We start from the raw sequence: 23,663 nt of genomic DNA, 5'->3' as shown, positions 1-23,663 counted from the left end.
CGAATTCACAGATTCTGCCGATCGGATGGACACCCCATGAGCCAACGCGGTACCGAGCGTCCCGGACGCACCCGGATGAGTGACGTCGTCTACGAGCAACTGCAGGCATTCCTCCTGGACGGCACGATTCAGCCCGGTGAGCGGATCCGGGTCGACGAGCTCAGCCGCCGGCTCGGGGTCTCCCAGACGCCGGTCCGGGAGTCGCTGAACCGGCTCGAGGCCGAGGACCTGGTCACCAAAACACATCTGATCGGATATTCCGCCAGCCCGAAGCTGACCCCGGAGCGGTTCGAGGATCTCTTCGAGGCACGGTTCCTGATCGAGCCGTACTGCTCGGGTCTGGCGGCCGGCCGGCACCAGCGGGTCGAGGTCGAGCAGATCGCCGGCATCGCCGCCGATCTACAGGCCCGCTACCAGGCCGGCACGATGTCGTACGGCGCCTTCGCCCGCAAGGACGCCGAGTTCCACCAGGCCATCATCGCCGCGACCGGGAACAGCTACTTCGGCGAGATCTTCGCCAAGCTGCACTGCCATCTGCAGCTGTTCCGGCTACTCCGCGACTCCCGGGTGACCGAGGAGGCGCTCGAGGAGCACGACCTGATCGTCACCGCGATCCGCCAACGCGACACCGAAGCCGCGGACCGCGCCATGCACGCCCACCTCACCGCCTCCCGCAGCCGCTTGCGGTCGGCGTTCGAGACCGCTCCTCAGCCGGTCCCGGCCGAGGAGATCATCACCAGCCCGTGATCAGCGTTCGGGGCCGGGGACGGAGAGGGGGTTGAAGCCGTAGGGGAGCTCGAGGCGGTGCGCGGACATCAGGTCGGCGTCGCCGAGGAGGTCGCGGGTCTTACCGTCGGCGACGATCCGGCCGCCGTCCATCAGGAGGCTGCGCTCGCACAGCTGCAGCGCGTACGGCAGGTCGTGCGTGATCATCAGCAACGTCACGTCCAGCCCGGACAAGATGTCCGCGAGCTCCCGCCGGGCCGCCGGGTCCAGGTTGCTCGATGGCTCATCGAGGACGAGCACCTCCGGCCGCATCGCGAGTACGGTCGCGACCGCCACGCGCCGGCGCTGACCGAACGACAGGTGATGCGGCGCCAGGTCCGCGTGGTCCTGCATCCGGACCTGTACGAGCGCCTCCTGCACGCGATCGTCGAGCTCGGACCCACGCAGGCCGAGGTTCGCCGGTCCGAAGGCCACGTCGTCGCGGACCGTCGGCATGAAGAGCTGGTCGTCCGGGTCCTGGAACACCAGCCCGACCTTCCGCCGTACGACGGCCAGATGCTCGCGGTGCAACCCTGTCCCGCCGATCTCGATCCGCCCGCTCCCGGTGCCGCCGGCCACCGAGCCGAGGATCCCGTTCAAGTGCAGGACGAGCGTGGTCTTACCGGCGCCGTTCGGCCCGAGCAACGCGACCCGCTCACCCCGCTGAACGGTGAAGTCGACCCCGAACAGCGCCTGCCGCCCATCGGGATACGCGAACACCAGTCGCTCGACATGAATCGCAGGACCGCTCACAAGGCGACCACCCTAGCCGCGACTGCGATCAGCACGGCTGCCAGGGAGATCGTCATGCCCTGCAGCCATTGCGCACGCGATGCACCCGCGACGCTCAACAGCGGCATCCGGCCGCTGTATCCGCGCGACCGCATCGCCAGGTGCACCCGTTCACCCCGCTCGAAGCTGCGCACGAACAGTGCCCCCACTCCCCCGGCGACCGCCTTCAGATGACCGGCCCGCCCACCGGCGTACCCACGCGACTCCCGCGCGATCCGCATCCGGTGCAGGTCGTCCGACACCACACTCAGGTACCGGACCATGAACGACAGGATCGCCACGAGCGTGGCCGGAAGCCGCAGCCGCTCCAGGCCGGCGAGCAGGTCACGCGGCGCGGTGGTCGCCGACAGCAGGATCGCCGCGACGACCCCGAGCGTGCCCTTGGCCAGCACGTTCCACGCACCGAGTACGCCGGACTGCGACAACTCCACGCCGAGCACTGTCACGGTCGGCCCGGTGGCGACGAACGGCAGCAGCAACGCGAACACGATGAACGGCGTCTCCACAGCGAGCCGCCGGGACACCACAAGCGCGGGCACCTGGGCGACGACCACGGCCGCCACGAGCATCACGGCGTACAGGCCGAAGGCCCAGAAGGCGGGCGCCGGCGTGGACACGACGGCGAGCACGAAGACGAACAGGGCAACGAGCTTGACCTGCGCCGGGACCCGGTGGACCCGGCTGTCCGCCGCTACGAGGAGACCGTCACCACTCACGATGCTTTGTTGGTGCGGAGGGAGGCCAGCTTGGCGATCGCCAGGCCGACGACGATCGTGACCAGTACGCCGATGATTCCGGCCAGCGCACCGGACACCTGTGAATTGCCGATTCCGCTCACGCCGTAGTCGGCGAGCGGACTGCTCGCGACTGCCGAGCTCTTCGCGGCGCTCTCGAAGCCGAGCTTGGCGCCAACGAACTCCAGACCGTCCGGATGCGCGCTCGCGAACAGGCTCACCCCGCCGGCCACCACGAGGGTGACCGCGACGCCGACGCCGACTGAGCGCCCGGCGGGCTTGGCCGCGATCGGCTTGTCCGGCGAAACCGTGGAGGTGTTGCCGTCGGCATCGACGAGGATCAGATCCTGCTGCAGGTGCCGGGCGGCGTACACGAGGTCGGGCCGGGTGGCCACGACCGCGCTCAGCACGGCAGCGGTGATGACGGCCTCACCGATCCCGACCAGGATGTGCCAGCCGACCATTGCGGTCGCGAGCTTGCCCAGCGGGATGTCGACGGCGCCGCCGATCGCGTACAGCCCGGTGAACGCCAGCGCGGCGATCGGCACCGACACGAGCGCGCCGACGGTCGCCGCCGGTACGACGCTGCCCACCCGCCGGGGCAGCACCCGCAGCACCGCGCGGGTCAGGAAGTACCCGACGAGCACCGTGATCAGGCCCATCAAAGTGATGTTCGTACCGAGCGCGGTCAGCCCGCCGTCCGCGAACAGCAGCCCCTGGACCAGGAGCACCGTCGACATCACGAGCACGGCGGTCCACGGGCCGACCAGCGCGGCCGCCAGCGCACCACCGAGCAGGTGCCCGCTGGTCCCCGCGCCGACCGGGAAGTTCACCATCTGCACCGCGAACACGAAGGCCGCGGTCAGCCCGGCCAGCGCCGGACCGGTCTCGCGGATCTCCCGGTTCGCCCGCTGCAGGCTGAACCCGACTGCACCGGCCGCGATCAGGCCGGTGGCGACGGACGTCGGCGCATCGAAGAAGCCATCAGGAACATGCACGGCCTCATTCTTGATCTAGTTGCGACCCATTCGCAACAAGCGATCTCATAACTCGTGCACGGCGGCCCCGATCGCCCGGTGGAACGTCGGGTAGGCGTAGATCATCTGTTGCAGAGAGTGCACAGGAACCCGCGCGTGCACCGCGACCGACAGCGAGCTGAGCACCTCGCCACCGGTCGGGCCGGCGCTGGTCGCGCCGACCAGGATGCCGCGCTCGTTGTCGGCGATCAGCTTGATGAAGCCCTCGTTGCCGGCCTTGTGGATCCAGCCGCGGGTCGAGGCCGGGATCTGGGTCAAGGCGGTGCGGACGTCCAGCCCCGCCTCCCGGGCCTGCTTCTCGGTCATCCCGACCGCGCCGATCTCTGGATCGGTGAAGGTGACCCGCGGCATGGCGTGATAGCTGGCGGTCGGCGCGTCCGGCTCCTGGAGGATGTCGCGGACCGCGATGTCGGCCTGGTACATCGCGTTGTGGGTGAACACCCCGACGCCGGTGACGTCGCCGATCGCCCACACCTTGTCCCCCGCCCGGACGTGCTCGTCCACCTCGATCCGGCGGGCCTTCGGGTCGAGCCCGAGCTTGTCGAGGCCGAGCTCGTCGGTCGCGATCCGGCGTCCCGTTGCCACCAGCAACTTTTCGCCGCTGACCGAGGATCCGTCGGCGAGCGTGACCGTGAACGTGGCACCGGAGTACCCGACCCGCTGGGCCCGTGCCCCGGTGAAGAAGGTGACGCCGTCGCGCTCCAGCGCCTCACGGGCCAGTACGCCGGACTCCGGCTCCTCCATCGACAACACCTCGGCCGCGCCCTCGACCACGGTCACCCGCGTCCCGAACCGGGCGAACACCTGGGCCAGTTCCATCCCGATCGCCCCGCCGCCGAGGACCACGAGCGACGCCGGCAGCGTGTCCGCCTCGATCGCCTCCCGGTTCGTCCAGTACGGCGTACCCGCGAGGCCCTCGATCGGCGGGATCGCCGGGATCGTGCCGGTCGCGATCACCAGACCGCGTGATGCTTCGTACTCGCGGTCGCCGGCCCGGACCGTGGACGGCCCGGTGATCGTGGCGCGGTCCTTGATGATCGTGGCGCCCTTGTTCACCAGCCGGTCGACCGCAACCTTGTCGTTCCAGGTGTCGGTGGCCTCCTCGCGGATGCGCTTGGCCACCGGAGCCCAGTCCGGTTCGACCGTCGCCGTACCGGCCATGCCGTCGACGCGACGGGTCTCGGCGAGCAGGTTCCCGGCCCGGATCATCATCTTGCTCGGGATGCACCCGTAGTACGGACATTCGCCGCCGACCAGCCGGGACTCGATACCGACCACCCGCAGCCCCGCCTGCGCCAGCCGGCCGGTCGTCTCCTCGCCACCGACGCCCACCCCGATCACGACCACATCCACGTTGTCAGCCATGCCGCCCAATCTCGCAGACCGGCCGGGACCGGCCAAGCGCTGAGCCTGCGTGTCATCGCGCGGTAAGCGTCCGTTCACCGCGCCGGGCTACGGTCGGGGCTCAGAGAAGTGGGGATCGCAGTTGTTCGATTTCTCGGGTTTCGGCAGCATCAATCTCGAAACCGTCATCGCCGCCGTCGCCCTGATCGGTACGGCCGTCGCCTGGCTGCTCGACCGGTACGTGCTGCGCCGCAAGCGGCTCGTCTACCGGGTCCAGGTGGACGCCCAGATGGGGGTGTATCCGAGCCAGGACAAGACCCAGCGGATGGTCGACGTCGAGGTGCGGCACCAGGGTGCCGTGGTCGAGGACCCGAGCATCGTGCTGCTCCGGCTGGACAACGCCGGCGGGATGGACATCGACCCGCACGACATGCACGAGAAGGTGTCGTTCGCCTTCCCGGACCGCAAGATCGTCGGGCTGAAGGTGACCGAGGCGCACCCGAAGTCGCTCGGCGAGATGCTGCAGCGCCGGATGGTCCCGGCCAACTTCGTCGACACCAGCAAGCTGGTGCTGCCCCGGATCGCGATCAACCGCGGCGACCACTTCAAGTTCCTGCTCGTGCTGTCCGGGACCGGCAAGGGCGTCGGCCACTCGGGCTATCTGGCCGGCGGGTCGACCGGTGGCGGGGTCTATCACGAACCGCGGCCGCGCGGCCCAGGTCGGCGTACGTTGATGTTCGGTGCGCTGTCGCTCGTGCTGGTCGGTGCGCTGGTCGCGTTCTTCCTGGTCGACGTCTTTCAGCCGCCGGACGACTGCGTGTCAGGTCAGCTGCGGGTGATCGGCTCGACGGCGGTGGAGCCGACCATGCGGGAGCTGCGGACGGCGTACGCGGCCGAGTGCACGCACGCCGACATCACCATCGCCGCGAACGGCAGCCGCAGCGGGGTTCGCAGCCTGAACGAGATGGACGCGAAGGCCGCGGACAAGGTCATCGCGATGTCGGACGGGCCGGCCGAGGACGCACCCAACCTGCGCGGCGAACCCGTCGCGGTCGTCGTGTTCGCCGTGGTGCTGAACCGGGCGGCCGACGTCACGGCGCTGAGTACGACGCAGTTGCGCGAGATCTACAGCGGGAAGATCACCAACTGGAAGCAAGTCGGCGGCCGGGATCTGCCGATCCGGATGGTGAGCCGGGTCGGACCGGACTCGGGATCGCGGCGGGTGTTCCGGGAGAAGGTGCTCGGCGGTGATCAGGAGCTCGGGATCTCCTCCGACGACTGCCGGCGCGACGACGATGCGATCGCCAAGTACCACCGCTGCGAGGTCGGTACGACGGAGGAGTTGCTCACCCGGGTCAACGAGATCGACGGCGCGATCGGGTACGCCGAGCTCGGTGGTGCCCGCAAGTTCCCGGAGATCGCGGTCGCGACGGTCGACAACGTCGTACCCGATCCGTCGAAGGTGGCGTCGGGGTCGTACAAGTTCTGGGAAGTCGAGCACGCGTACACCTACCAGGTGCCGGAGGCCGGCTCGCTGACCGCGGCGTTCCTGGACTACCTGCGGTCGTCGCCGGCCCGGCCGGTGCTCGAGCGCAGCGGCTTGGTCCCGTGTGGCGATCTCCCGACCGGGTTCTGTGGTTAAGGTGCACGCATGTACGTCATCGCGCACCTGAGTGACCCGCATCTCGACGGCTCGGAGGAGGCGCGCGGCCGGCTCCGGCGGATCACGTCGTACCTCCGCGACTTCCGGCGTCCGGTCGACGTCGTACTGGTCACCGGCGACCTGGCCGATCACGCGCTGGAAGAGGAGTACGCCGAACTGGCGGCGGAGCTCAAGCTGGACGTGCCGGTGCTCGTGCTCCCCGGCAACCACGATGTGAGTGCCCCCCTGCGATCCGGGCTGGCGTCATTCGTCGACGCGGCCGGCGAAGGCCATCCGGTGCACCAGGTTCGGGACGTCGGCGAGGCACGGTTCGTCCTGCTCGACACGACCGTTCCCGGTGAGAACCACGGCCTGCTGCCTGACGAGTCGCTGGCCTGGCTGGACGGCGTACTGCGGGAGCCCGTCGACGGACCGCTGTTCGTCGCGTTCCACCAGCCGCCGTTCAACCTCCATCACCCCACGATGGATCAATGGATGCTCCGCACCCGGGAGCCGTTCGCGGCGGTCCTCGAGGGCAAGCCGGTGACCGCGCTGTTCGCCGGTCACGTCCACAACGCCATCTCGGCGACGTTCGCGGGGATCCCGCTGCGCGTCGCCCCTGGCATCCGGTCCTCAGTGCCGCTCCCCTTCGAGCCCGCCACCGCGGCCGGCACCCTGGTCGACCCCACCGCCCACCCCGGCTTCGCCCTCCACGTCCACGTAGCCGGCGAGCCCCTCCAAACCGTCTACCGCTACCCGGTCCGATGACCGATCTCGCCCTGCGGGTCCTCGGTCGGGTCGAGTCCCCGTTGGCCAGCCGAGCCGACGCGCCACGGCAAGGCGACGAAGGCGCCCCGGACGCGTGGGTCGTTTTCGACGAGTCTGTCCGCGCCGCTCTCGCCGACCTCGCGGCCGGTGACGAGATCATCCTGGTCAGCTGGTTCGATCGGGCCGATCGCGACGTCCTCACGGTGCACCCGCGCGGCGACCGCACCCGGCCACCGACCGGCGTCTTCAGCACCCGATCCCCCGACCGCCCCAACCCGCTCGGCCTGCACCGGGTCACCGTGCTCGCCGTCGACGATCTGCGCCTGCTCGTGAACAACCTCGAAGCTCTCGACAACACCCCGATCGTCGACGTCAAGCCTGTGCTCGGGGACGTCACCGACCGCTGATCGGAGACCGGCTCGGGTAGGGGCCGGTGAGGTAGGTGTTGACCTCCGCGATCGTGCCGTCGGCGTCCCTGATCAGGTGCCGCAGCCCGTTCCATCGGGCGACCTCGACTCCGATCGCGATCAGCCGCAGCCGGCTCGCCCCGGAGGCGAACGGCTCCGTACTGTCACAACGCCGCGTGTACCACGTGCCGCCCTGGTGGTAGGTCTCCACATCCGCGTGCAGCTCGTGGGTGCTGTCCGGCTCGTACTGGTCGCACGATGTCATTCGTCCCGCCCTCAGTTGGAAATCCCGCCCACTGAAGTTCATCAGCCGACACCCCTCCACCACCCCGGCCGAAAGTCCCCTATCACAGGGACCTGGGTCCCAGGATCAGCGGCTCACCGTGGGAAAGGTCCAGGATCTCGGGTCGCGGCCGGGGCCGGCATCACCCACCACAGCTGACGACGTCGGGATGTCACCCGCGCCTGTCGGCCCGGCGGAGCATCGCGTCTGTTTCGGGGTCGGGCATGAGCTCCCGCACCTCTTGCGCGCAGCGGCAAGCGGCGGCGATCTTGGCAGCCCACGCCAGCGCCTCCTCCCGTGTGGCCACGTCGACAACCGAGAACCCGCCGATGACCTCCTTGGTCTCCGGGTAAGGCCCGTCGGTGACCATCCCGTCCGTGGCTACGACACTCGCCCGCTGCCTCTCGAGCCCGCCGCCGTACACCCACACGCCGGCGTTCACGGCCTCCTCGACCACCTCGTGCGAGGCCTTGCCCACGTCCGGCCAATCCTCGGCGGGGATGTGGTCCATCGCACCGTCATTGAACGAGATCAAGTACTCCGGCATCCCATGACTCCCTTGTCCCGGCGGCCCCTCAGACCGCCTCTCGCCTGTTCTACGAACGACTCGTCCCGGATCCGACGCTATGCCAGAAGAAATTCTCACGGAATCTCCGCCGCCACCGAAAACGGCGGCAGACGATGAGAACCGCCGAGTGGCGAGATCCCTCGTCTGCCGCCGTTCCGAGGACCGTCGAGCGTGGTCCGGATACGCCTGATCAGAAGTTGATCATGTGGCCTTCGAGGCCGTGGAAGGCCTCTTGGAGGGCCTCGCTCAGGGTCGGGTGGGCGTGGACGTTGCGGGCCAGTTCCTTGGTGGTGAGGTCCCACTTCTGGGCCAGGGTGAGCTCGGGGAGGAGCTCGGTGACCTCGGGGCCGATCAGGTGCGCGCCGAGCAGTTCGCCGTACTTGCTGTCGCTGATCACCTTGACGAAGCCGGTCGGGTCGCCGAGGCCGTGCGCCTTGCCGTTCGCGGTGAACGGGAACTTGGCGACCTTGACGTCGTGGCCGAGCTTGCGGGCCTCCTCCTCGGTGTACCCGAAGCTGGCGATCTGCGGCTGGCAGAACGTCGCCCGCGGGATCATCGCGTAGTCGAGCTCCATCGTCTCGTGCCCGGCGATCGTCTCGGCCGCGACCACGCCCATCGCCTCGGCCGCGTGCGCGAGCATCAGCTTCGCGGTCACGTCACCGATGGCGAAGATGTTCGGCACGTTGGTCCGGCAGTAGCCGTCGATGCCGATCGCGCCGCGCTCGGTCAGCTCGACGCCGATCTTGTCCAGGCCGTAGCCGTCGACGCGCGGCTGGAAGCCGATCGCCTGCAGCACCTTGTCGGCCTCGATCGTCTGCTGTACGCCGTCCTTGCCGGTCACCGTCACCTTGACCTGCGAGCCGGAGTCGTCGATCGAGTCGACCCGGGTCGAGGTCAGCAGATCGATGCCGAGCTTCTTGTACGCCCGGGCCAGCTCCTTCGACACCTCCGGGTCCTCGAGCGGGACGACCCGGTCCAGGAACTCGACGATGGTCACCTTCACGCCGTAGTTCGCCAGCACGTAGGCGAACTCGACACCGATCGCACCGGCGCCGGCGATCACCATCGAGCCCGGCAGCTCCTCGGTGAGGATCTGCTCCTCGTACGTCACCACGCGCTCGCTCAGCTGCGTGCCCGGCAGCAGCTTGGTGGTCGCGCCGGTGGCGAGGATGCAGCTGCCGAAGGTGACGGTCTCCGAGGAACCGTCGTTCAGCGTCACATCGAGTGTGTTGGCGTCGGTGAACGAGCCCCAGCCGTCGAACTCGGTGATGTTGTTCTTCTTCATCAGGAAGTGGACGCCCTTGACCCGGCCGTCCGCGACCTTGCGGCTGCGCTGCACCGCGGTCGGGAAGTCGAAGCTGACCTCGCCGCTGATACCGAAGGTCTTCGCCTCCGCCCGGAAGATGTGCGCCAGCTCGGCGTTGCGCAGCAGCGCCTTGGACGGGATACAGCCTACGTTCAGGCAGACACCGCCCCAGTACTTCTTCTCGATGATGGCGGTCTTGAGGCCGAGCTGGGCAGCGCGGATCGCCGCGACGTACCCACCCGGACCCGCGCCGAGGACAACAACGTCAAAGTGCGAGGCCATGGTGTGAACTTTAGTGGGTCGCACCAGCCGATCGGACCACTGGTACGACGCTCGCCCGCAGGCGTGACCGGGGTCACTGGAACGTCCCGATCGGGCAGTGTTCACGGCCGCTCCGCGCCCTGTGCGGTTACAGTCCGTTCACCCGGGTTCCGTCAGGACCGTTCGCCGCCTACGCTGGGCACGCGCGGGGGCCGTCTCCCTCCGCGCGCGTGAGGCGAGACGAATGGGGGCCTGATGGTGCTGGGGAGCCGTCGGGGGCTGCGATTGGCGGCACTCGGCACACTGCTGGCGGCGGTAGCGCTGCCGGCGTACGCCGATGACCCGACACCTCCCCCACCCGCGTCCGTCACGGACGTGAACCGCTCACTCGAGCAGCTCCAGGCCGAGGCCGCCGCCGTCCAGGCCGACTTCGCCAAGGCGACCATCGCCTACACGAACGCGCTCAAGGCCGCGCAGACCGCCGAAGCCGCCGCGAAGAATGCGGAAGCCAGCGCGACCGTGTCCAAGAGCAGGGCGGACACGGAGCGTCGCCACCTCGGACTGCTGACCGCACAGGCCTACCAAATGGGCATCCCGACCGTGCTCGGCACGGAGTCGATGCTGTGGTCGCTGGCACCGATCGCGGAGAACCTGCAGGAGATCGCCGACCGGCAGACCGCCATCACCCAACTCGGCAGCACTCAGGTCGCGCAGTACCGGACCGCGATGGCGGCCGAAGCCGAGTCCAACCGGCTGACCGCGGACGCCGCAGGCAAGCGGGCGGCCGCGAACGAGGCCGCGGGCAAGGCCAAGGAGCTCAGCCTGCAGGTGCAGCAGAAGGCCGCCTTCGCCGCGGCCGCGATGGAAGGACAGGTCGCGGACCTCGATGGCGCGTCCGAGCTGTCCAAGCAGTTGCAGCTCGCCCGCAACCAGCAGGCCCTCATCCGCTGGCAGACCTACCTGACCGAGCTCGCGGCCGCGAAGGTCAAACCCCCGGCGGCCGCCGTACTGAAGAACCCTGCCAAGCTTCCGGCCGGCCTGCAGCCGCTGACTCGCCGCGGCGCCTCGGTCGCCGGCGTCGCGAGCGTGGTCGACGGCGGCCGGACCGTCCGAGTGCTGTCCGCCGAGACGATCCGCGCGGTCAACCAGGCCTTCAGCCTCCTCGGCAAGCCGTACGGCGTGGCCGCGACCGGCCCGGACAAGTACGGCTGCCTCGGTGCCGCGCGGGTCGCGTGGCAGCCCTACACGACGCTCCCCAACCTGGTCGGCAAGGTCTACCCCGACTACCAGGCTGTGCCGACGACCCAGATCCAGCCAGGCGACCTGCTCGTGATGGGCAGCAAATCGCTCGGACTCGTCCACATCGGCGTCGCCCTCGACAACGGCGAGATGATCGCCGCGGACGAGGCGAAGGGCTCGGTCGTCGTCACCACCGTCCCGGACAACCTGTACGCCGCTCTGCGCCCGACGCTCGGCGCACCGGCCAAGCCGCAGGTCGCCCCCACCGCAACCTCCGACGCCGTCGCGTTCCGCTGCGGCAACACGGCAACGTCGGTCAACGTCGGCTCCGGCGCCTGGACCTGGCCGCTGGCCGACGGGACCTTCGAGATCGGTACGGCGTTCGGTCAGGCCGGATCGATGTGGGCGACGGGCTTCCACACCGGCCAGGACTTCCCGGCCGCCGTCGGTACGTCGGTCCGCGCGGTGACCTCGGGTGTCGTCCGGGTCGAGCACCCGGCCTGGGCCGGGAACCTGGTCCGCATCGACCACGGCAACGGCCTGGAGACGCTCTACGCACATCTCAGCCGGATCGACGTCGCCGACGGCCAGCAGGTGACCGCCGGCCAGCGGATCGGGGCCGTCGGCACCGAAGGCAACTCGACCGGACCGCACCTGCACTTCGAGGTGCACCTCGGCGGTGACCCGGTCAACCCGATGCCGTTCCTGGCCACCGGCTCGGCGAGTGTCGGGTGGGGCGGTTACAGCAACGGCATGATCCCGGCGAGCAAGCTGTGCGCGATCGGGTCCGGCCACCGGCTCCGGTGCGACGCCGCGGCGGCGTACCTGCGACTGGCGACCGCTTACCGCGCCCAGTTCGGCAGGACGCTCTGCATCACCGACTCGTACCGCTCGTACTCCTCCCAGGTCGACCTGTACGCGCGCAAGCCGTCCCTCGCCGCCCTTCCGGGGACGTCGAACCACGGCTGGGGTGTCGCGGTCGACTTGTGCGGTGGCATCGACAAGTACGGCACGGCGCAGTACCAGTGGATGAAGTCCCACGCCGACACCTTCGGCTGGGTCCATCCGGCGTGGGCGGATCAGGGCGGCAACCGCGAGGAACCGTGGCATTGGGAGTTCGGCAACCCTGCCACCGCGTAGGCTTGGTTCGTGGCCGAGCAAGAGACTCCCGACCGCACTGATCACAACATCACCCTGGACGCGAAAGACGACCGGTGGGAGTGGCGGCGGCGGATCCGGGAGAACCCGAAGAAGCTCCTGTTCTACCGGATCGGGGTTGGGGTGGTCGGTGGCCTGCTGATCATCGCCGCACCGTTGACCGGCTGGCTGCCGGGTCCGGGTGGCATCCCCTTGTTCATCGCGGGCCTCGCAGTGCTGTCCAGCGAGTTCGAGTGGGCCCAGCGCCTGCTCTACAAAGTGAAGGACTGGGTCAAGGCCCTCACCGCCTGGACCGGCAAACAGCCCGCCTGGTTGAAGGCACTCGGCACAGTCGCACTGTTCCTCTGTGTGATCGTCGCGATCTGGCTTTACCTCGCCGTCCTCGGGGTGCCGGGCTGGTTCCCGGACCCCTGGGAGTCATTCCTGCGCAAGCTCCCGCTGCTCGGCTGAGTCGTAGTCGGGCAGCTCGATCAGGTTGCTCATCTTCTGGGCCATCTTCAGCATCTGGTTGAGGAAGAACCGGGTGTCGAGCATCCGGTTCCGCGCGGTGATCCCGAAGCGCGTGGACGGTGCGAGGAACTGCCCGGCCCGGCTGCCGTCCTGCGTGGCCGAGACCGCCTTGCGCAGGCGTGCCTCGTACTGCTCGAACGCGATTCGATGGTCGTTGCCCGCCCGCGCCAGCTCCCCCGCCAGGACGTACGCCCCGACCACCGCCGTCCCCGTGCCGAGTGCTCCGAAGGTGGCGCCGTACCCAGCGTCGCCGAGCAGTACCAGCCGGCCCTGCGACCAGCGATCCACGTGCACCCGGCTGATCGAGTCGAAGTACAACTCCGTTGCCGTCGGCAACCCATCGAGCAACGTGGGGACATGCCAGCCGACCTCCGCGAAGTGCTCGCGCACGATGGCCTTCTGCTCGTCCAGGTCGCGCCGGTTGTAGCTCAGTTGCGGTGATTTGAACACGAACAGGGTCTGCGCCAGCGCCGGATCACGCCGATCCTCTCCCACACTCGCCAGCTTCCCTGGCACGTTGTAATTCAGCGAGTCGCCGGTGATGCCGAGTGTGTTCGGGACCTCCCACCCGGCGACGTAGTACCCGAGATGACGCTCGGTCACCCGCTCCGCCGGCCAGGCGAGCCGGCGTACCACCGAGTGCATCCCGTCCGCGCCGATGACCAGATCGTAGGTCTCCTCCAGGCCGCTCTCGAACCGCACGTCCACACCGCCCGCATGCTCACGCAGGCTCGCGATCGAGTCGCCGAACCGGTACGCCGCAGTGTCGCGACTGTGCTCGTACAGCACCCGGGACAGGTCTGCCCGGAGCACCTCGAGCTCGCCGCCCGCGAACTCGATCGGCAACCGCATCAACCGCCGTCCGGACTCGTCGACGAACCGCATCGCGGTACCCCCGGTCTGGAGCGCCCGTAGGTCGTCGAGCACACCCATCTTCCGCAGGACCTCCTTGTTCACCTCGCCGCGGAAGTCCACGGCGTACCCACCCTGCCGGAGCGCCGGCGCGATCTCGACCACGGTCACGTCGTGGCCGGCCCGTCCCAGCCAGAGCGCCACCGACGGGCCCGCGACACTCGCACCCGATACCAGAACCTTCATCGCTTCCTCCTGAGTAATTGTGTCCGCTGGACACAGTAATGTGTATGGTAGACACAGTTCAAGCGAAAGCGGAAGGACGCCGATGACCGAACTGCTCTGGGGCACCCAGCCGGTGCCGAGCCGCGGCCCGAAACCGGCGATCACCCTGGCCGGGATCGCGGAGGCCGCGATCCGGATCGCCGACGCGGAGGGGCTCGACGCGGTCTCCATGCAGCGGATCGCCGGCGAGCTGCCGGTCACCAAGATGGCGCTCTACCGGTACGTGCCGGGAAAGACCGAGCTGATCGCGGTGATGAGCGACCTGGCGATGGGCCCGCCGCCGGAGCACCCGGCGCTACTGTGGCGCGAGGCGCTGCACACGTGGGCGATGGATCTCTACGCGGGCTTCACCCGCCACCCCTGGCTCCTGCAGTCGACCATCGGGCGCCGTCTGCTCGGGCCGAACGAGCTGGCCTGGATGGAGCGTGGCATCGCAGCCCTGGTCGACTCGGGCCTGCGCGGCGGCGAGCAACTCGACTCGATCCTCGTCATCACCAGCCACGTCCGGAACATCGCCCAGCAGTCCACGACCTTCCCCGGGCACAGCGTCGGCCTCACCGAGGAGGAGATCACCCAGTCGCTGGCCGAGATCCTCAGCACCGAGGGTGATCGCTTCCCGAGCCTCACCGCGGCCATGCGCACCGCGGCCGGCAGCGAGAATCAGGGCCTCGAGTTCGGTCTCGACCGCATCCTGGACGGTCTCGAGTTGCTGATCACCGCGACGGAAGGACTGAGCTTCTTCGAATTGAAACGTTGCCGATAGGCCGATGCGCTGAGCCCGTAGTGGGACTTGAAGCGGCGGGCGAAATAGTTCTGGTCCGGCCAGCCGACCGACTCGCCGATCCGGTTGATCGGCAGGTCCGTGTGCAGCAGCCGATCGGCCGCGAGTTCGACCCGGTGCCGCGACAGGTAGGCCATCGGCGGCATCCCGGTCACCGACTTGAACAGGCGCACCACGTACCCCGGCGCAAGGTGCAGAGCGTGCGCCAACTCGGTCAGCGTCCACTGCCGCGCCGGGTCGGCTTCCATCATCCGCATCGCATCCAGTACGGCGGGATGCGTCTGCTCACTACGGTCGTCGCGTCCGGCCACCGTCCGCGCGACACAACTCAGGTACAGCGACAGCCAGCCGATCACCTCGGCCCGATGCCGGCTCACCGGCTCGTTGCGTAACTGCCGCAATCCCTCGAGATGGCCGATGCCCTCCTTGAGCTCGGCAGGATCGAGATGGGTGGTCAGCATTCCCCGGCGCTGCGCCGAGAAAGGTCCGGTCCACAGCAGGTAACCCAGCAAGGGATCCTCGCGCGCCCAGGCGAATTCGCGGCGGACCAGATCGGCCGAGAAGCAGCAGTTGTAGACCTCGAGCGAACGGCATTCCTCGTACTCGTGCCAGACCCCCGGACGCAGCAGGATCGCGTCGCCGACCTGGAGCCGCTGCCGGCCGGCCAGGCTGTGGTGCACTCCTTCGCCGCCGGTCACCAGCGCGATCTCGAAGAAGCTGTGGGTGTGCAGTGGATGGGAGTCCTCGTGCACGTGCGGACCGGCGTGCACCAGCGTCCCTTCGACGAAGTGCAGCACCGTCCCGCGGGTCCTCACCGGCTCGTCGGCCATGCCTCACGATACGGGCCAAGGTGCATTTTGTGCTACCACGAGTGCACTGCGGGCTAGTCCTCGACGAGTACCGGCCGCAGGGTTGGGGAACAGGCGAAACGTCCCTGGAACGGCGCAGCCATCAATCCGCAACAGCACGAGATGTTTCGTCGGAGCACCCAATGAATCGTTTCACTCGTCGGTAGGAGTCACATGTCGAACCTCGCCGCACCCACGTCTCTCCGCTTCGAGCATCGGGCCGCCCCCGTCCTGGGGATCGGCACCGCGACGCCACGGTTGTCCTGGCAGGTCCCGGCCGCGGACGCCGGCTACGCGCAGACGGCGTACGAGGTAGAGATCAGCACGGGCACGACGCAGGTCTACACCGTCCAGTCCCCCGACCAGGTCCTGGTGTCCTGGCCGGGCGATCCGCTTGAGTCCCGCGAGTCCGCGCAGGTTCGGGTGCGCGTCCGCGGCAACGACGACTGGAGTGAGTGGAGTGAGCCCGCGACCGTCGAGGCCGGTCTGCTCAACCCAGCCGATTGGAGCGCGCAGTTCGTGAGCCCGCGCGACAACGCGCTCGGCTCTCCCGCTCCCCTGATCGCCGGTGTCGCCGACCTGCCGGCCGGCATCGTGAAGGCCCGCCTCTATGCGACCGCGCACGGCGTCTACCGTCCCGAGCTCAACGGCGAGCGGGTCGGCGACGAAGAGCTCGCGCCCGGCTGGACGGCGTACCAGTACCGGCTCCGCTACCAGACCTACGACGTGACGAGCCTCGTCAAGGACGGCGCGAACCAGCTGGAGTTCCTCCTCGGCAACGGCTGGTATCGCGGGCGGCTCGGCTTCCAGGACCAGGACCAGGTGTACGGAACCCGCCTCGCAGTCCTCGCCCAGCTCGAGGTCACGACGTCCGACGGCCGGCTTCACACCATCGGCAGCGACGGCACCTGGACCACCCGCGAGAGCGCGATCACGGCCGACGACCTGTACGACGGCCAGAGCACGGACCTCCGCCGTACGCCGGGCGAAGCCGGGCCGGTGGATGTCCTCGACGCCGACCTCGGCCTGCTCGTCGCACCCGACGGCCCGCCGGTCCGTATCACCGAGGTGCTGCCCGCGGTCGAGATCAGTACGTCGCCGTCGGGCAAGACCCTGGTCGACTTCGGCCAGAACCTGGTCGGCCGGGTCCGGCTGACCGTCCGTGGTGGCGCCGAAGGCGACCAGATCGTCCTGCGGCACGCGGAGGTGCTCGAGAACGGCGAGCTGGGGGTTCGGCCGCTCCGGACCGCCAAGGCCACCGACACCTACGTCCTGGCCGGCTCCGACGAGGTCACCCTCGACTCGCCGCTCACCTTTCACGGCTTCCGGTACGCCGAGGTCACCGGCGTCAGCGAGCTGCGCACGGAAGACCTCGAGGCGATCGTGGTCGGCAGCGACCTGACGCGAACCGGCTGGTTCGACTCGTCGCACGACCTGCTGAACCGGTTCCACGAGAATGTCGTCTGGGGTATGCGCGGCAACTTCCTCGACGTACCGACCGACTGCCCGCAGCGTGACGAGCGGCTCGGCTGGACCGGCGACATCCAGGTCTTCTCCCCGACAGCGAGCTTCCTGTTCGACTCTGCCGGCTTCCTCACGAACTGGCTCGCGGACCTCGCCGCCGAGCAGCAGAAGGACGGCTCGGTGCCGTACGTCGTACCGGATGTCCTGAAGAACAAGGCCCCCGCCACCGCGGCTTGGGGTGACGCGGCAACGATCGTGCCCTGGGTGATCTACGAGCGCACCGGCGACGCCGGGCTGCTCGCCCGGCAGCTGCCGAGCATGCGCGCGTGGGTCGACAAGATGGCCGACCTGGCCGGCAGCGACCTGCTCTGGTCCGGCGGTTTCCAGTTCGGCGACTGGCTCGACCCCACCGCGCCGCCGGAGAACCCGTTCCGCGCGAAGGCGGACCCGGACGTGCTCGCGACCGCGCACCTGGCCCGCTCGGCCGAAGTGGTCTCCAAGGCCGCCGAGGTCGTCGGCGACGCCGACCTGGCCCGTGAGTACGCCGACCTGGCCGCGCGCGTCCGGCAGGCCTTTGCCAGCGAGTACGCCACCGAGGGCGGACGGGTTTTGAGTGACGCGGCGACGAACTACGCCCTCGCGCTGCAGTGGGCACTGTTGCCGACCGAGACCCAGCGCCAACGGGCCGGAGAGCGCCTCGCCGATCTGGTCCGGACGGCGAGCTTCCGGATCAGTACCGGATTCGTCGGTACGCCGCTGGTCGCGGACGCGCTGGCCGATTCCGGACATCCTGACCTCGCGTACCGCCTTCTGCTACAGACAGGCTGCCCCTCTTGGCTGTACGCAGTGACGATGGGCGCGACGACGATCTGGGAACGCTTCGACAGCATGCTGCCCGACGGCAGCATCAACCCCGGCCAGATGACGTCGTTCAACCACTACGCCCTCGGTGCCGTCGCCGACTGGCTGCATCGTCGCGTGGCCGGGCTGGCTGCCGCCGACCCCGGCTACCGGACGATCGACGTACGCCCGCTCTTCACCTCGCACCTCACGAAGGCGTCCGCCAAGCACGTCACGCCGTACGGCGAGGCCGCGGTCGAGTGGACCCGGTCCGACGGCGAGATCCGGCTCAGCGTGACCGTGCCGGTCGGGTCGACGGCGAAGGTCGCCGTACCGGGTGAGAGTGAGCCGGTCGAGGTCGGGCACGGCACGCACGAATGGACCGCGACAGACCCGTCCGGCGAGACGCCCGGACTGGCCGCCGAACCGACCGTCCGGCAGCTCATCGACCACGAGTCCAGCTGGGACGCCCTCGTGGCCGCGGCTGTCGAGGCCGACGTGGTCACCGACGACGCCGAGCTGGCCGCGCGGCTGGAGCGCTACCTCGACCTGCCGGCCGGCCAGCTGGTCGACGCGATCAGCCGGCGCGACTTCTCCCCCGCAACCCAAGCCCTGCAGGCGAAGCTCGACGCCCTGCTCGACAACTGATCCCTGCTCACAACTGAACCTTTGCACCGATTCCGCCCCGCTGCAGATGCCCTGAAGAAACATCCCCTTGGAGGTCATGATGACGTTCCGCCCAGGCGCGAGAGGACTGGCCGTCATTGCCGTCTGCTCGCTCGCCCTGACCGCGTGCAGCGCGGGCAGTCTCGGTTCCAGTGACGACGCGGGCGGTGGAAGCTCGGTCGAGATCACGTACCTGACCACGAATCAGGATCAGGACGTGAAGGAAGCCGAGCAGCTCGCCAAGGACTTCCACGCGAAGAACCCGACCATCACCGTGAAGGTGGAGACCCGTCCCGGTGGCACCGAGGGCGACAACATCATCAAGACCCGGTTGTCCACCGGGGACATGGTCGATGTGTTCAACTACAACACCGGGTCACTGTTCAATGCGATCGCACCGCAGAAGAACCTGCTGTCGATGAACGACGAGCCGTGGGTCGCCGACCTGGACGACAACTTCAAGAAGACCGTGACCGCCGACGACCAGGTGTACGGCGCACCCGTCGGCGGGTTCATGGGCGGCGCGGTGCTCTACAGCATCCCGGTCTACACCAAGCTCGGGCTGCAGGTACCGACGACCTGGGCCGAGTTCATGGCCAACAACGCCAAGATCAAGGCCGCCGGCGGCGTCGCGCCGGTGATCCAGACCTACGGCGAGACCTGGACGTCGCAGCTGTTCGTCCTCGGCGACTTCCACAACGTGGCCGCCGCCGAACCGGACTTCGCCGACAAGTACACCAAGAACGAGGCGAAGTACGCGACGTCGCCGGCCGCGCTGAAGGGTTTCGAGCACACCGAGGCCGTCCATGACGCCGGGTACGAGAACACGGACTTCGCTTCGGCGAAGCTGCCGGACGGCCTCAAGATGCTTGCCACCGGCAAGGGTGCGCACTACCCGATCCTGTCCGGTGTGGTCGCGAACATGATCGCCACCTACCCGGACGCGGCCAAGACCGTCGGCCTGTTCGCACTGCCTGGTGACGATGCGAGCAAGAACGGCCTGACGCTGTGGACGCCGGGCGGTCTGTACATCCCGAAGACCACCGAGGGCGACAAGCTGGACGCGGCCAAGAAGTTCATGGCCTTCGTCGCCAGCCCCGACGGCTGCAAGTCCCAGTCCGAGGCGGGTGCGCCGACCGGTCCGTACGCGGTCAAGGGCTGCACGCTGCCGGACGACGTACCGCAGGCGATCAAGGACATGCAGCCGTACCTCGACAAGCCGGGCGCGTCCAGCCTGGCGCTGGAGTTCCTCTCGCCGGTCAAGGGCCCCTCGCTGGAGCAGATCACCGTCGAGGTCGGCTCCGGCATCCGGAAGGCGAAGGACGGCGCCGCCCGGTACGACGAGGACGTCAAGAAGCAGGCCCAGCAGCTCGGGCTCGCGGGTTGGTGAGGCTTTATGACCATCACCTCGGCCCGTCCGCGCACCGGCGCTGACGCAACCCCGGCCGCTGCGGCGGCCGGGGGGAAGGTCTACTCGCCGTACTCGTTCTGGTTCTACCTGCCGACCGCGGTGATCTATGCCGTCCTGTTCCTGGTTCCGACGTTCGCGTCGTTCTACTACAGCCTGACCCGGTGGAGCCTGTTCGAGTCGAAGTTCATCGGGCTGGAGAACTTCGTCACGTTCTTCCAGGAGCCCGCGCTGGTCAAGGGTTTCACCAACACGCTGATCTTCGCCGTCGTGACGTCGGGCTCCAAGGTCGTGCTCGGCCTGCTGCTCGCCGTTCTGCTGACGTCCCAGATCGTGGGGCGCGGGTATCTGCGGTCGGTCGTCTTCTTCCCGGTGCTGGTCAGCACCGTCGGCGTCGGCCTGCTGTTCCAGGTGCTGATGAATCCCGAGCGCGGCATCATCAACGGCGCGCTCGGGGTGATCGGCATCAACGGCCCCGGGTGGCTGACCGACCCGAAATGGGCGCTGATGTCGATCGCCGCCGTCGACGTGTGGAAGGGCGTCGGGCTGGCGACCCTGATCTACATCGCCGGCATCGTGTCGATCCCGCGTGAGTACATGGAGGCCGCCCGGGTGGACGGCGCCGGGTCGTGGGAGACGTTCCGCCGGATCGTGCTGCCGCTGTGCAAGCCGGCCACCGTCACCGTGATCATCCTGTCCCTGATCGGCGGCCTGCGGTCGTTCGAGCTGATCTGGGCGATGACGCGTGGTGGCCCCGGCTTCACCTCGGACGTGATCTCGTCGGTGATCTACAAGCAGTACCAGGCCGGGTTCTACGGCCTGTCGACGGCGGGCAACGTGATCCTCTTCCTGGTGGTCACCGCGATCATCCTGCCGCTGTCGTGGTTCCTGAACCGTAAGGAGGTGGACATGTGAGCACCGCCGAGCTTGTCAACCACAGACCGGGCCGCAAGTACCTGCTCAGCGCGGTCGCGATCGTGTCCTCGATCGTGGTGTTCGTCATCCCGTTCGCGTTCATGGTGCTGGCCGCGGTGAAGGACCGGACGCAGGCCGCGGACCTCGACTTCACCTGGCCACACCAGTTCCGTTTCGCACAGAACTTCATCGAGGTGGTCCAGGCCCGCGACTACATGCTGGTGATCGCCTTCATCAACAGCACGATCCTGACCGTGGCCAGTGTGACCGGCATGGTCGTGCTGGCGGCGATGGCCGGGTTCGTGCTGCAACGCCGCAAGAGCAAGTGGAACGGCTTCATCAACTTCCTGGTGCTGTCCGGGCTGATCATCCCGCCGGCCGTCGTACCGACGATCTGGGTGCTGCAGAAGCTGGGGCTGTTCCGGACCATGCCGGGGCTGATCCTGATCGAGATCGCGTTCGGGTTGTCGTTCTGCATCCTGCTGTTCCGGGCGTTCGTCGCGACCATCCCGCGGGAGCTCGACGAGGCCGCGATCATCGACGGGGCCGGGCCGTTGCGGTTGTTCTTCCGGGTCATCTTCCCGCTGCTCAGATCCGTCATCATCACCGTCGTCGTGGTCCAGTCGGTCAACGTGTTCAACGACTTCGTGAATCCGCTGTACTTCCTGCCCGGCGACAAGAACGCGACCGTCCAGCTGACCCTCTACAACTTCTCCGGTCAGTTCAGCACCCAGTACAACCTGCTGTTCATGGACATCCTGCTGATCACGATCCCGCCGCTGATCATGTTCCTGTTCTTCAACCGCCAGATCGTGGCCGGCATGACCTCGGGCGCGATCAAGGGGTGAGCGCCGCAGGGAGGAGCTCGGACAGTTTCTGGTAGTCCTGCAGCGAGTTGTAGGCGTGGGCGGAGAGGCGGATGAAGCCCCGGCCGTCGAAGCCGGTCAGGGTGATCTCCGCCTTGAGGTCGCGTGACACGCGTTCCTTGATCGCTTCGCCCGCGCTGAGGTCCACGGTCGAGGGGAGCTCGACGAGGCGCATCGTCGGGGCGGGGTGGGCAACTTCCGCCACCCCGGTCCCGAGCGCCTTCGCCACCAGCTTCGCCCCCTCGTCCAGCATGGCGCTCAGCTGCGCACGACGTACCGGCCAGTCGAGTTCGGCCAGGACGCGCAGCGACTCCGGCGCGGCGATCCAGGGCGTGTAGTCGTACGTCCCCTGCATGTCGAACCGCTCCGGCAGGCGCTCGTCGTACTCCGACCACGACACGATCAGCGGAACCGTTGCCGACCGCCACTGCTCGGCCACCACCAGACCGGCCGTCGCGCGCGGCGACGCCGGCCACTTGTGGAAGTTGCCGGTCCAGAAGTCGGCGCCGTCGGCCGCCGGTGCATCGATCAACGCCGGAGCATGCGCACCGTCGACCACGACCGGGACACCGCGGTCGTGACACACCTCGACCAGCGCCGCGATCGGGAACACGGCAGCGGTGCCCGAGCTGATGTGGTCCACGATCAGTACGGCGGCATCCTTCAGTTCAGCCGCGATCAGGGAAACGACGGTCTCGTCGTCGGCCTCCAGCGGTACGTCGACCACGACCACCTCGGCCTGGTGGATCCGGCCGAACCGCTCGGCGGCGTACCGGACCGCGCCGTACGCGTGGTTGGTCAGGACGATCCGGCTGCCCGCACGGATCGGCAGCGTGGCGAGCGCGGCCGTGACACCGGCACTGGCGTTCGGCACGAGGGCGAAGCCGGCCGGGTCGGTCCGCAGGTACGACGCCAGCTCGAGGCGGCTCGTGGTCAACTGGCCGGCGACCGACCGGAACCACGCCATCGGGTTCACCTCGGTCTCGGCCCGCAGGGCGGCCAGCCTGTCCTGGGTCCGTCGCGGCACAGCGCCGTACGAACCGTGGTTGAGGTGCAGGACTTCGGGGTCGAGGGTCCAGAGGTCGGGGCGGGGGGTGAGTAGCGTCACCACCCAAACGGTACATACTTCCTGTCGTGTATCCCTACCTCGACCACGGCGGGCCGATCGCGATGGCTCACCGGGGCGGCGCGCTGCACCCGGACAACATCGGCTACGAGAACTCGCTGCACGCGTTCCAGAACGCGGTGGATCTGGGGTACCGGTACCTCGAGACGGACCTGCACGCCACCAGCGACGGCGTCGTGATCGCCTTCCACGACAGCAAGCTGGACCGGGTCACCGACCGGACCGGGGTGATCGCCGAGCTGCCCTGGTCGGAGGTGAGCAAGGCCAAGATCAACGGCCACGAGCCCATCCCCCGGCTGGACGAGCTGCTCGAGCACTTCCCGGACATCCGGTTCAACCTCGACATCAAGGCGGAGAACGGCCTGCGGCCGGCGGCCGACGTACTGCGCTCGGCCGGCGCGATCGACCGGGTCTGTGTCTCGTCCTTCTCCCAGTCCCGCGTCCGGCGGATGCGCAAACTGCTCGGGCCTCGCCTGTGCACCGGGTACGGCGAGTGGGAGATCGTGCTGATCCGGTTCCTCCCGATCGCGCTGCCGGCGGGCGGGGCGTGCCTGCAGATCCCGCAGGGCTACGGACCGCTCCGCGTGCTCACGCGGGGGCTGATCAAACGAGCGCATGCCCGGGGCAAGCAAGTGCACGTGTGGACCGTGGACGATCCGGCCGCGATGCGGCGGATGCTCGACGCCGGGGTCGACGGCATCATCACCGACCGCACCGACCTGCTCCGCGACGTCCTGATCGAGCGCGGCCAGTGGGATTGAAGTGTTATCCGCGGGCACGCCGCTAAGTCCCCGGGAC

22 protein-coding genes are annotated in these 23,663 nt (G+C 68.6%); 12 read left to right on the top strand and 10 right to left on the bottom strand.

The annotated features are described in order from the left end of the window. The first annotated feature begins 36 nt into the window (after nucleotides 1–36). Complete coding sequence (locus ACZ3HV_RS11390) at nucleotides 37–747, top strand: GntR family transcriptional regulator (RefSeq protein ID WP_465683253.1); 711 nt, start codon at nucleotides 37–39, stop codon at nucleotides 745–747. On the opposite strand, the gene ACZ3HV_RS11385 is transcribed toward ACZ3HV_RS11390, so the two are convergent. From ACZ3HV_RS11385 to ACZ3HV_RS11370, 4 genes are read right to left on the bottom strand one after another with little or no spacing between them, the layout of a single operon-like run. Further along, nucleotides 748–1,518 carry an energy-coupling factor ABC transporter ATP-binding protein gene (locus ACZ3HV_RS11385; protein ID WP_465683251.1) on the bottom strand — a complete coding sequence of 257 codons (771 nt, stop codon included), beginning with the start codon at nucleotides 1,516–1,518 and terminating at the stop codon, nucleotides 748–750. Next, on the bottom strand, nucleotides 1,515–2,273 hold the full coding sequence (cbiQ, locus tag ACZ3HV_RS11380; RefSeq protein ID WP_465683249.1) for a cobalt ECF transporter T component CbiQ: 759 nt from the start codon (nucleotides 2,271–2,273) through the stop codon (nucleotides 1,515–1,517). Before cbiQ ends, ACZ3HV_RS11385 begins: the two co-directional genes overlap by 4 nt. After that, nucleotides 2,270–3,289, bottom strand: coding sequence for an energy-coupling factor ABC transporter permease (locus ACZ3HV_RS11375; RefSeq protein ID WP_465683247.1), 1,020 nt, complete (start codon nucleotides 3,287–3,289; stop codon nucleotides 2,270–2,272). The genes cbiQ and ACZ3HV_RS11375 overlap by 4 nt, the downstream gene beginning before the upstream one ends. A 45-nt stretch (nucleotides 3,290–3,334) precedes the next feature. Then, nucleotides 3,335–4,693 carry a dihydrolipoyl dehydrogenase family protein gene (locus ACZ3HV_RS11370; RefSeq protein ID WP_465683245.1) on the bottom strand — a complete coding sequence of 453 codons (1,359 nt, stop codon included), beginning with the start codon at nucleotides 4,691–4,693 and terminating at the stop codon, nucleotides 3,335–3,337. A 121-nt stretch (nucleotides 4,694–4,814) separates the two neighbouring features. On the opposite strand from ACZ3HV_RS11370, the gene ACZ3HV_RS11365 reads away from it, so the two are divergent. From ACZ3HV_RS11365 to tsaA, 3 genes are read left to right on the top strand one after another with little or no spacing between them, the layout of a single operon-like run. Then, nucleotides 4,815–6,314 (top strand): PstS family phosphate ABC transporter substrate-binding protein, encoded by a 1,500-nt coding sequence (locus ACZ3HV_RS11365; RefSeq protein ID WP_465683243.1) that lies wholly within the window; start codon nucleotides 4,815–4,817, stop codon nucleotides 6,312–6,314. Nucleotides 6,315–6,323: 9 nt separating this feature from the next. Continuing rightward, a complete protein-coding gene (locus tag ACZ3HV_RS11360; protein ID WP_465683241.1) occupies nucleotides 6,324–7,082 on the top strand; it encodes a metallophosphoesterase in 759 nt (252 codons plus the stop codon). Next, nucleotides 7,079–7,489, top strand: coding sequence for a tRNA (N6-threonylcarbamoyladenosine(37)-N6)-methyltransferase TrmO (gene tsaA / locus ACZ3HV_RS11355; RefSeq protein ID WP_465683239.1), 411 nt, complete (start codon nucleotides 7,079–7,081; stop codon nucleotides 7,487–7,489). The genes ACZ3HV_RS11360 and tsaA overlap by 4 nt, the downstream gene beginning before the upstream one ends. Here tsaA and ACZ3HV_RS11350 read toward each other — a convergent pair. The 3 genes from ACZ3HV_RS11350 to lpdA all read right to left on the bottom strand — a co-directional run bounded on the left by ACZ3HV_RS11350 (nucleotide 7,476) and on the right by lpdA (nucleotide 9,928). Next, complete coding sequence (locus ACZ3HV_RS11350; protein ID WP_465683237.1) at nucleotides 7,476–7,754, bottom strand: hypothetical protein; 279 nt, start codon at nucleotides 7,752–7,754, stop codon at nucleotides 7,476–7,478. The genes tsaA and ACZ3HV_RS11350 overlap by 14 nt on opposite strands. A gap of 190 nt (nucleotides 7,755–7,944) precedes the next feature. Continuing rightward, the gene (locus ACZ3HV_RS11345; RefSeq protein WP_465683235.1) at nucleotides 7,945–8,319 is read right to left on the bottom strand and encodes a YciI family protein; all 375 of its coding nucleotides are present in this window, start codon (nucleotides 8,317–8,319) and stop codon (nucleotides 7,945–7,947) included. A 211-nt stretch (nucleotides 8,320–8,530) separates the two neighbouring features. Beyond that, nucleotides 8,531–9,928 (bottom strand): dihydrolipoyl dehydrogenase, encoded by a 1,398-nt coding sequence (gene lpdA, locus ACZ3HV_RS11340; protein WP_465683233.1) that lies wholly within the window; start codon nucleotides 9,926–9,928, stop codon nucleotides 8,531–8,533. 234 nt (nucleotides 9,929–10,162) lie between these two features. On the opposite strand from lpdA, the gene ACZ3HV_RS11335 reads away from it, so the two are divergent. Both ACZ3HV_RS11335 and ACZ3HV_RS11330 read left to right on the top strand, forming a co-directional pair. Continuing rightward, nucleotides 10,163–12,286 carry a peptidoglycan DD-metalloendopeptidase family protein gene (locus ACZ3HV_RS11335; RefSeq protein ID WP_465683231.1) on the top strand — a complete coding sequence of 708 codons (2,124 nt, stop codon included), beginning with the start codon at nucleotides 10,163–10,165 and terminating at the stop codon, nucleotides 12,284–12,286. 9 nt (nucleotides 12,287–12,295) lie between these two features. Next, complete coding sequence (locus tag ACZ3HV_RS11330; RefSeq protein ID WP_465683229.1) at nucleotides 12,296–12,754, top strand: PGPGW domain-containing protein; 459 nt, start codon at nucleotides 12,296–12,298, stop codon at nucleotides 12,752–12,754. Here ACZ3HV_RS11330 and ACZ3HV_RS11325 read toward each other — a convergent pair. After that, nucleotides 12,722–13,912 carry an FAD-dependent monooxygenase gene (locus ACZ3HV_RS11325; protein ID WP_465683227.1) on the bottom strand — a complete coding sequence of 397 codons (1,191 nt, stop codon included), beginning with the start codon at nucleotides 13,910–13,912 and terminating at the stop codon, nucleotides 12,722–12,724. The genes ACZ3HV_RS11330 and ACZ3HV_RS11325 overlap by 33 nt on opposite strands. A gap of 82 nt (nucleotides 13,913–13,994) precedes the next feature. Between ACZ3HV_RS11325 and ACZ3HV_RS11320 the strand changes: the two genes are divergently transcribed. Further along, entirely contained in the window at nucleotides 13,995–14,714 is a 720-nt protein-coding gene (locus tag ACZ3HV_RS11320; RefSeq protein ID WP_465683225.1) for a TetR/AcrR family transcriptional regulator, read from the top strand. Here ACZ3HV_RS11320 and ACZ3HV_RS11315 read toward each other — a convergent pair. Beyond that, nucleotides 14,612–15,562: a helix-turn-helix transcriptional regulator gene (locus ACZ3HV_RS11315; RefSeq protein ID WP_465683223.1), complete on the bottom strand. Its 951-nt coding sequence runs from the start codon at nucleotides 15,560–15,562 to the stop codon at nucleotides 14,612–14,614. The genes ACZ3HV_RS11320 and ACZ3HV_RS11315 overlap by 103 nt on opposite strands. Nucleotides 15,563–15,754: 192 nt before the next feature. On the opposite strand from ACZ3HV_RS11315, the gene ACZ3HV_RS11310 reads away from it, so the two are divergent. From ACZ3HV_RS11310 to ACZ3HV_RS11295, 4 genes are all read left to right on the top strand, one after another. Further along, nucleotides 15,755–18,532, top strand: coding sequence for a family 78 glycoside hydrolase catalytic domain (locus ACZ3HV_RS11310; protein WP_465683221.1), 2,778 nt, complete (start codon nucleotides 15,755–15,757; stop codon nucleotides 18,530–18,532). Between the two features lie 76 nt (nucleotides 18,533–18,608). After that, complete coding sequence (locus ACZ3HV_RS11305) at nucleotides 18,609–19,940, top strand: ABC transporter substrate-binding protein (RefSeq protein ID WP_465683219.1); 1,332 nt, start codon at nucleotides 18,609–18,611, stop codon at nucleotides 19,938–19,940. Nucleotides 19,941–19,946: 6 nt separating this feature from the next. Further along, on the top strand, nucleotides 19,947–20,873 hold the full coding sequence (locus ACZ3HV_RS11300) for a carbohydrate ABC transporter permease (RefSeq protein ID WP_465683217.1): 927 nt from the start codon (nucleotides 19,947–19,949) through the stop codon (nucleotides 20,871–20,873). Beyond that, on the top strand, nucleotides 20,870–21,721 hold the full coding sequence (locus ACZ3HV_RS11295) for a carbohydrate ABC transporter permease (protein WP_465683215.1): 852 nt from the start codon (nucleotides 20,870–20,872) through the stop codon (nucleotides 21,719–21,721). The genes ACZ3HV_RS11300 and ACZ3HV_RS11295 overlap by 4 nt, the downstream gene beginning before the upstream one ends. Here the strand turns inward: ACZ3HV_RS11295 and ACZ3HV_RS11290 are convergent. Then, nucleotides 21,711–22,847: an aminotransferase class V-fold PLP-dependent enzyme gene (locus ACZ3HV_RS11290; protein WP_465683213.1), complete on the bottom strand. Its 1,137-nt coding sequence runs from the start codon at nucleotides 22,845–22,847 to the stop codon at nucleotides 21,711–21,713. The two genes, ACZ3HV_RS11295 and ACZ3HV_RS11290, sit on opposite strands and share 11 nt — an antisense overlap. A gap of 26 nt (nucleotides 22,848–22,873) precedes the next feature. Between ACZ3HV_RS11290 and ACZ3HV_RS11285 the strand changes: the two genes are divergently transcribed. Beyond that, nucleotides 22,874–23,626, top strand: coding sequence for a glycerophosphodiester phosphodiesterase (locus tag ACZ3HV_RS11285; RefSeq protein WP_465683211.1), 753 nt, complete (start codon nucleotides 22,874–22,876; stop codon nucleotides 23,624–23,626). Nucleotides 23,627–23,663 lie beyond the last annotated feature (37 nt).

The organism is Kribbella sp. NPDC020701, from assembly GCF_055562215.1.
The sequence above is the reverse complement of the archived record's forward strand: the minus strand, read 5'-3'. Positions and strand labels throughout refer to the sequence as shown.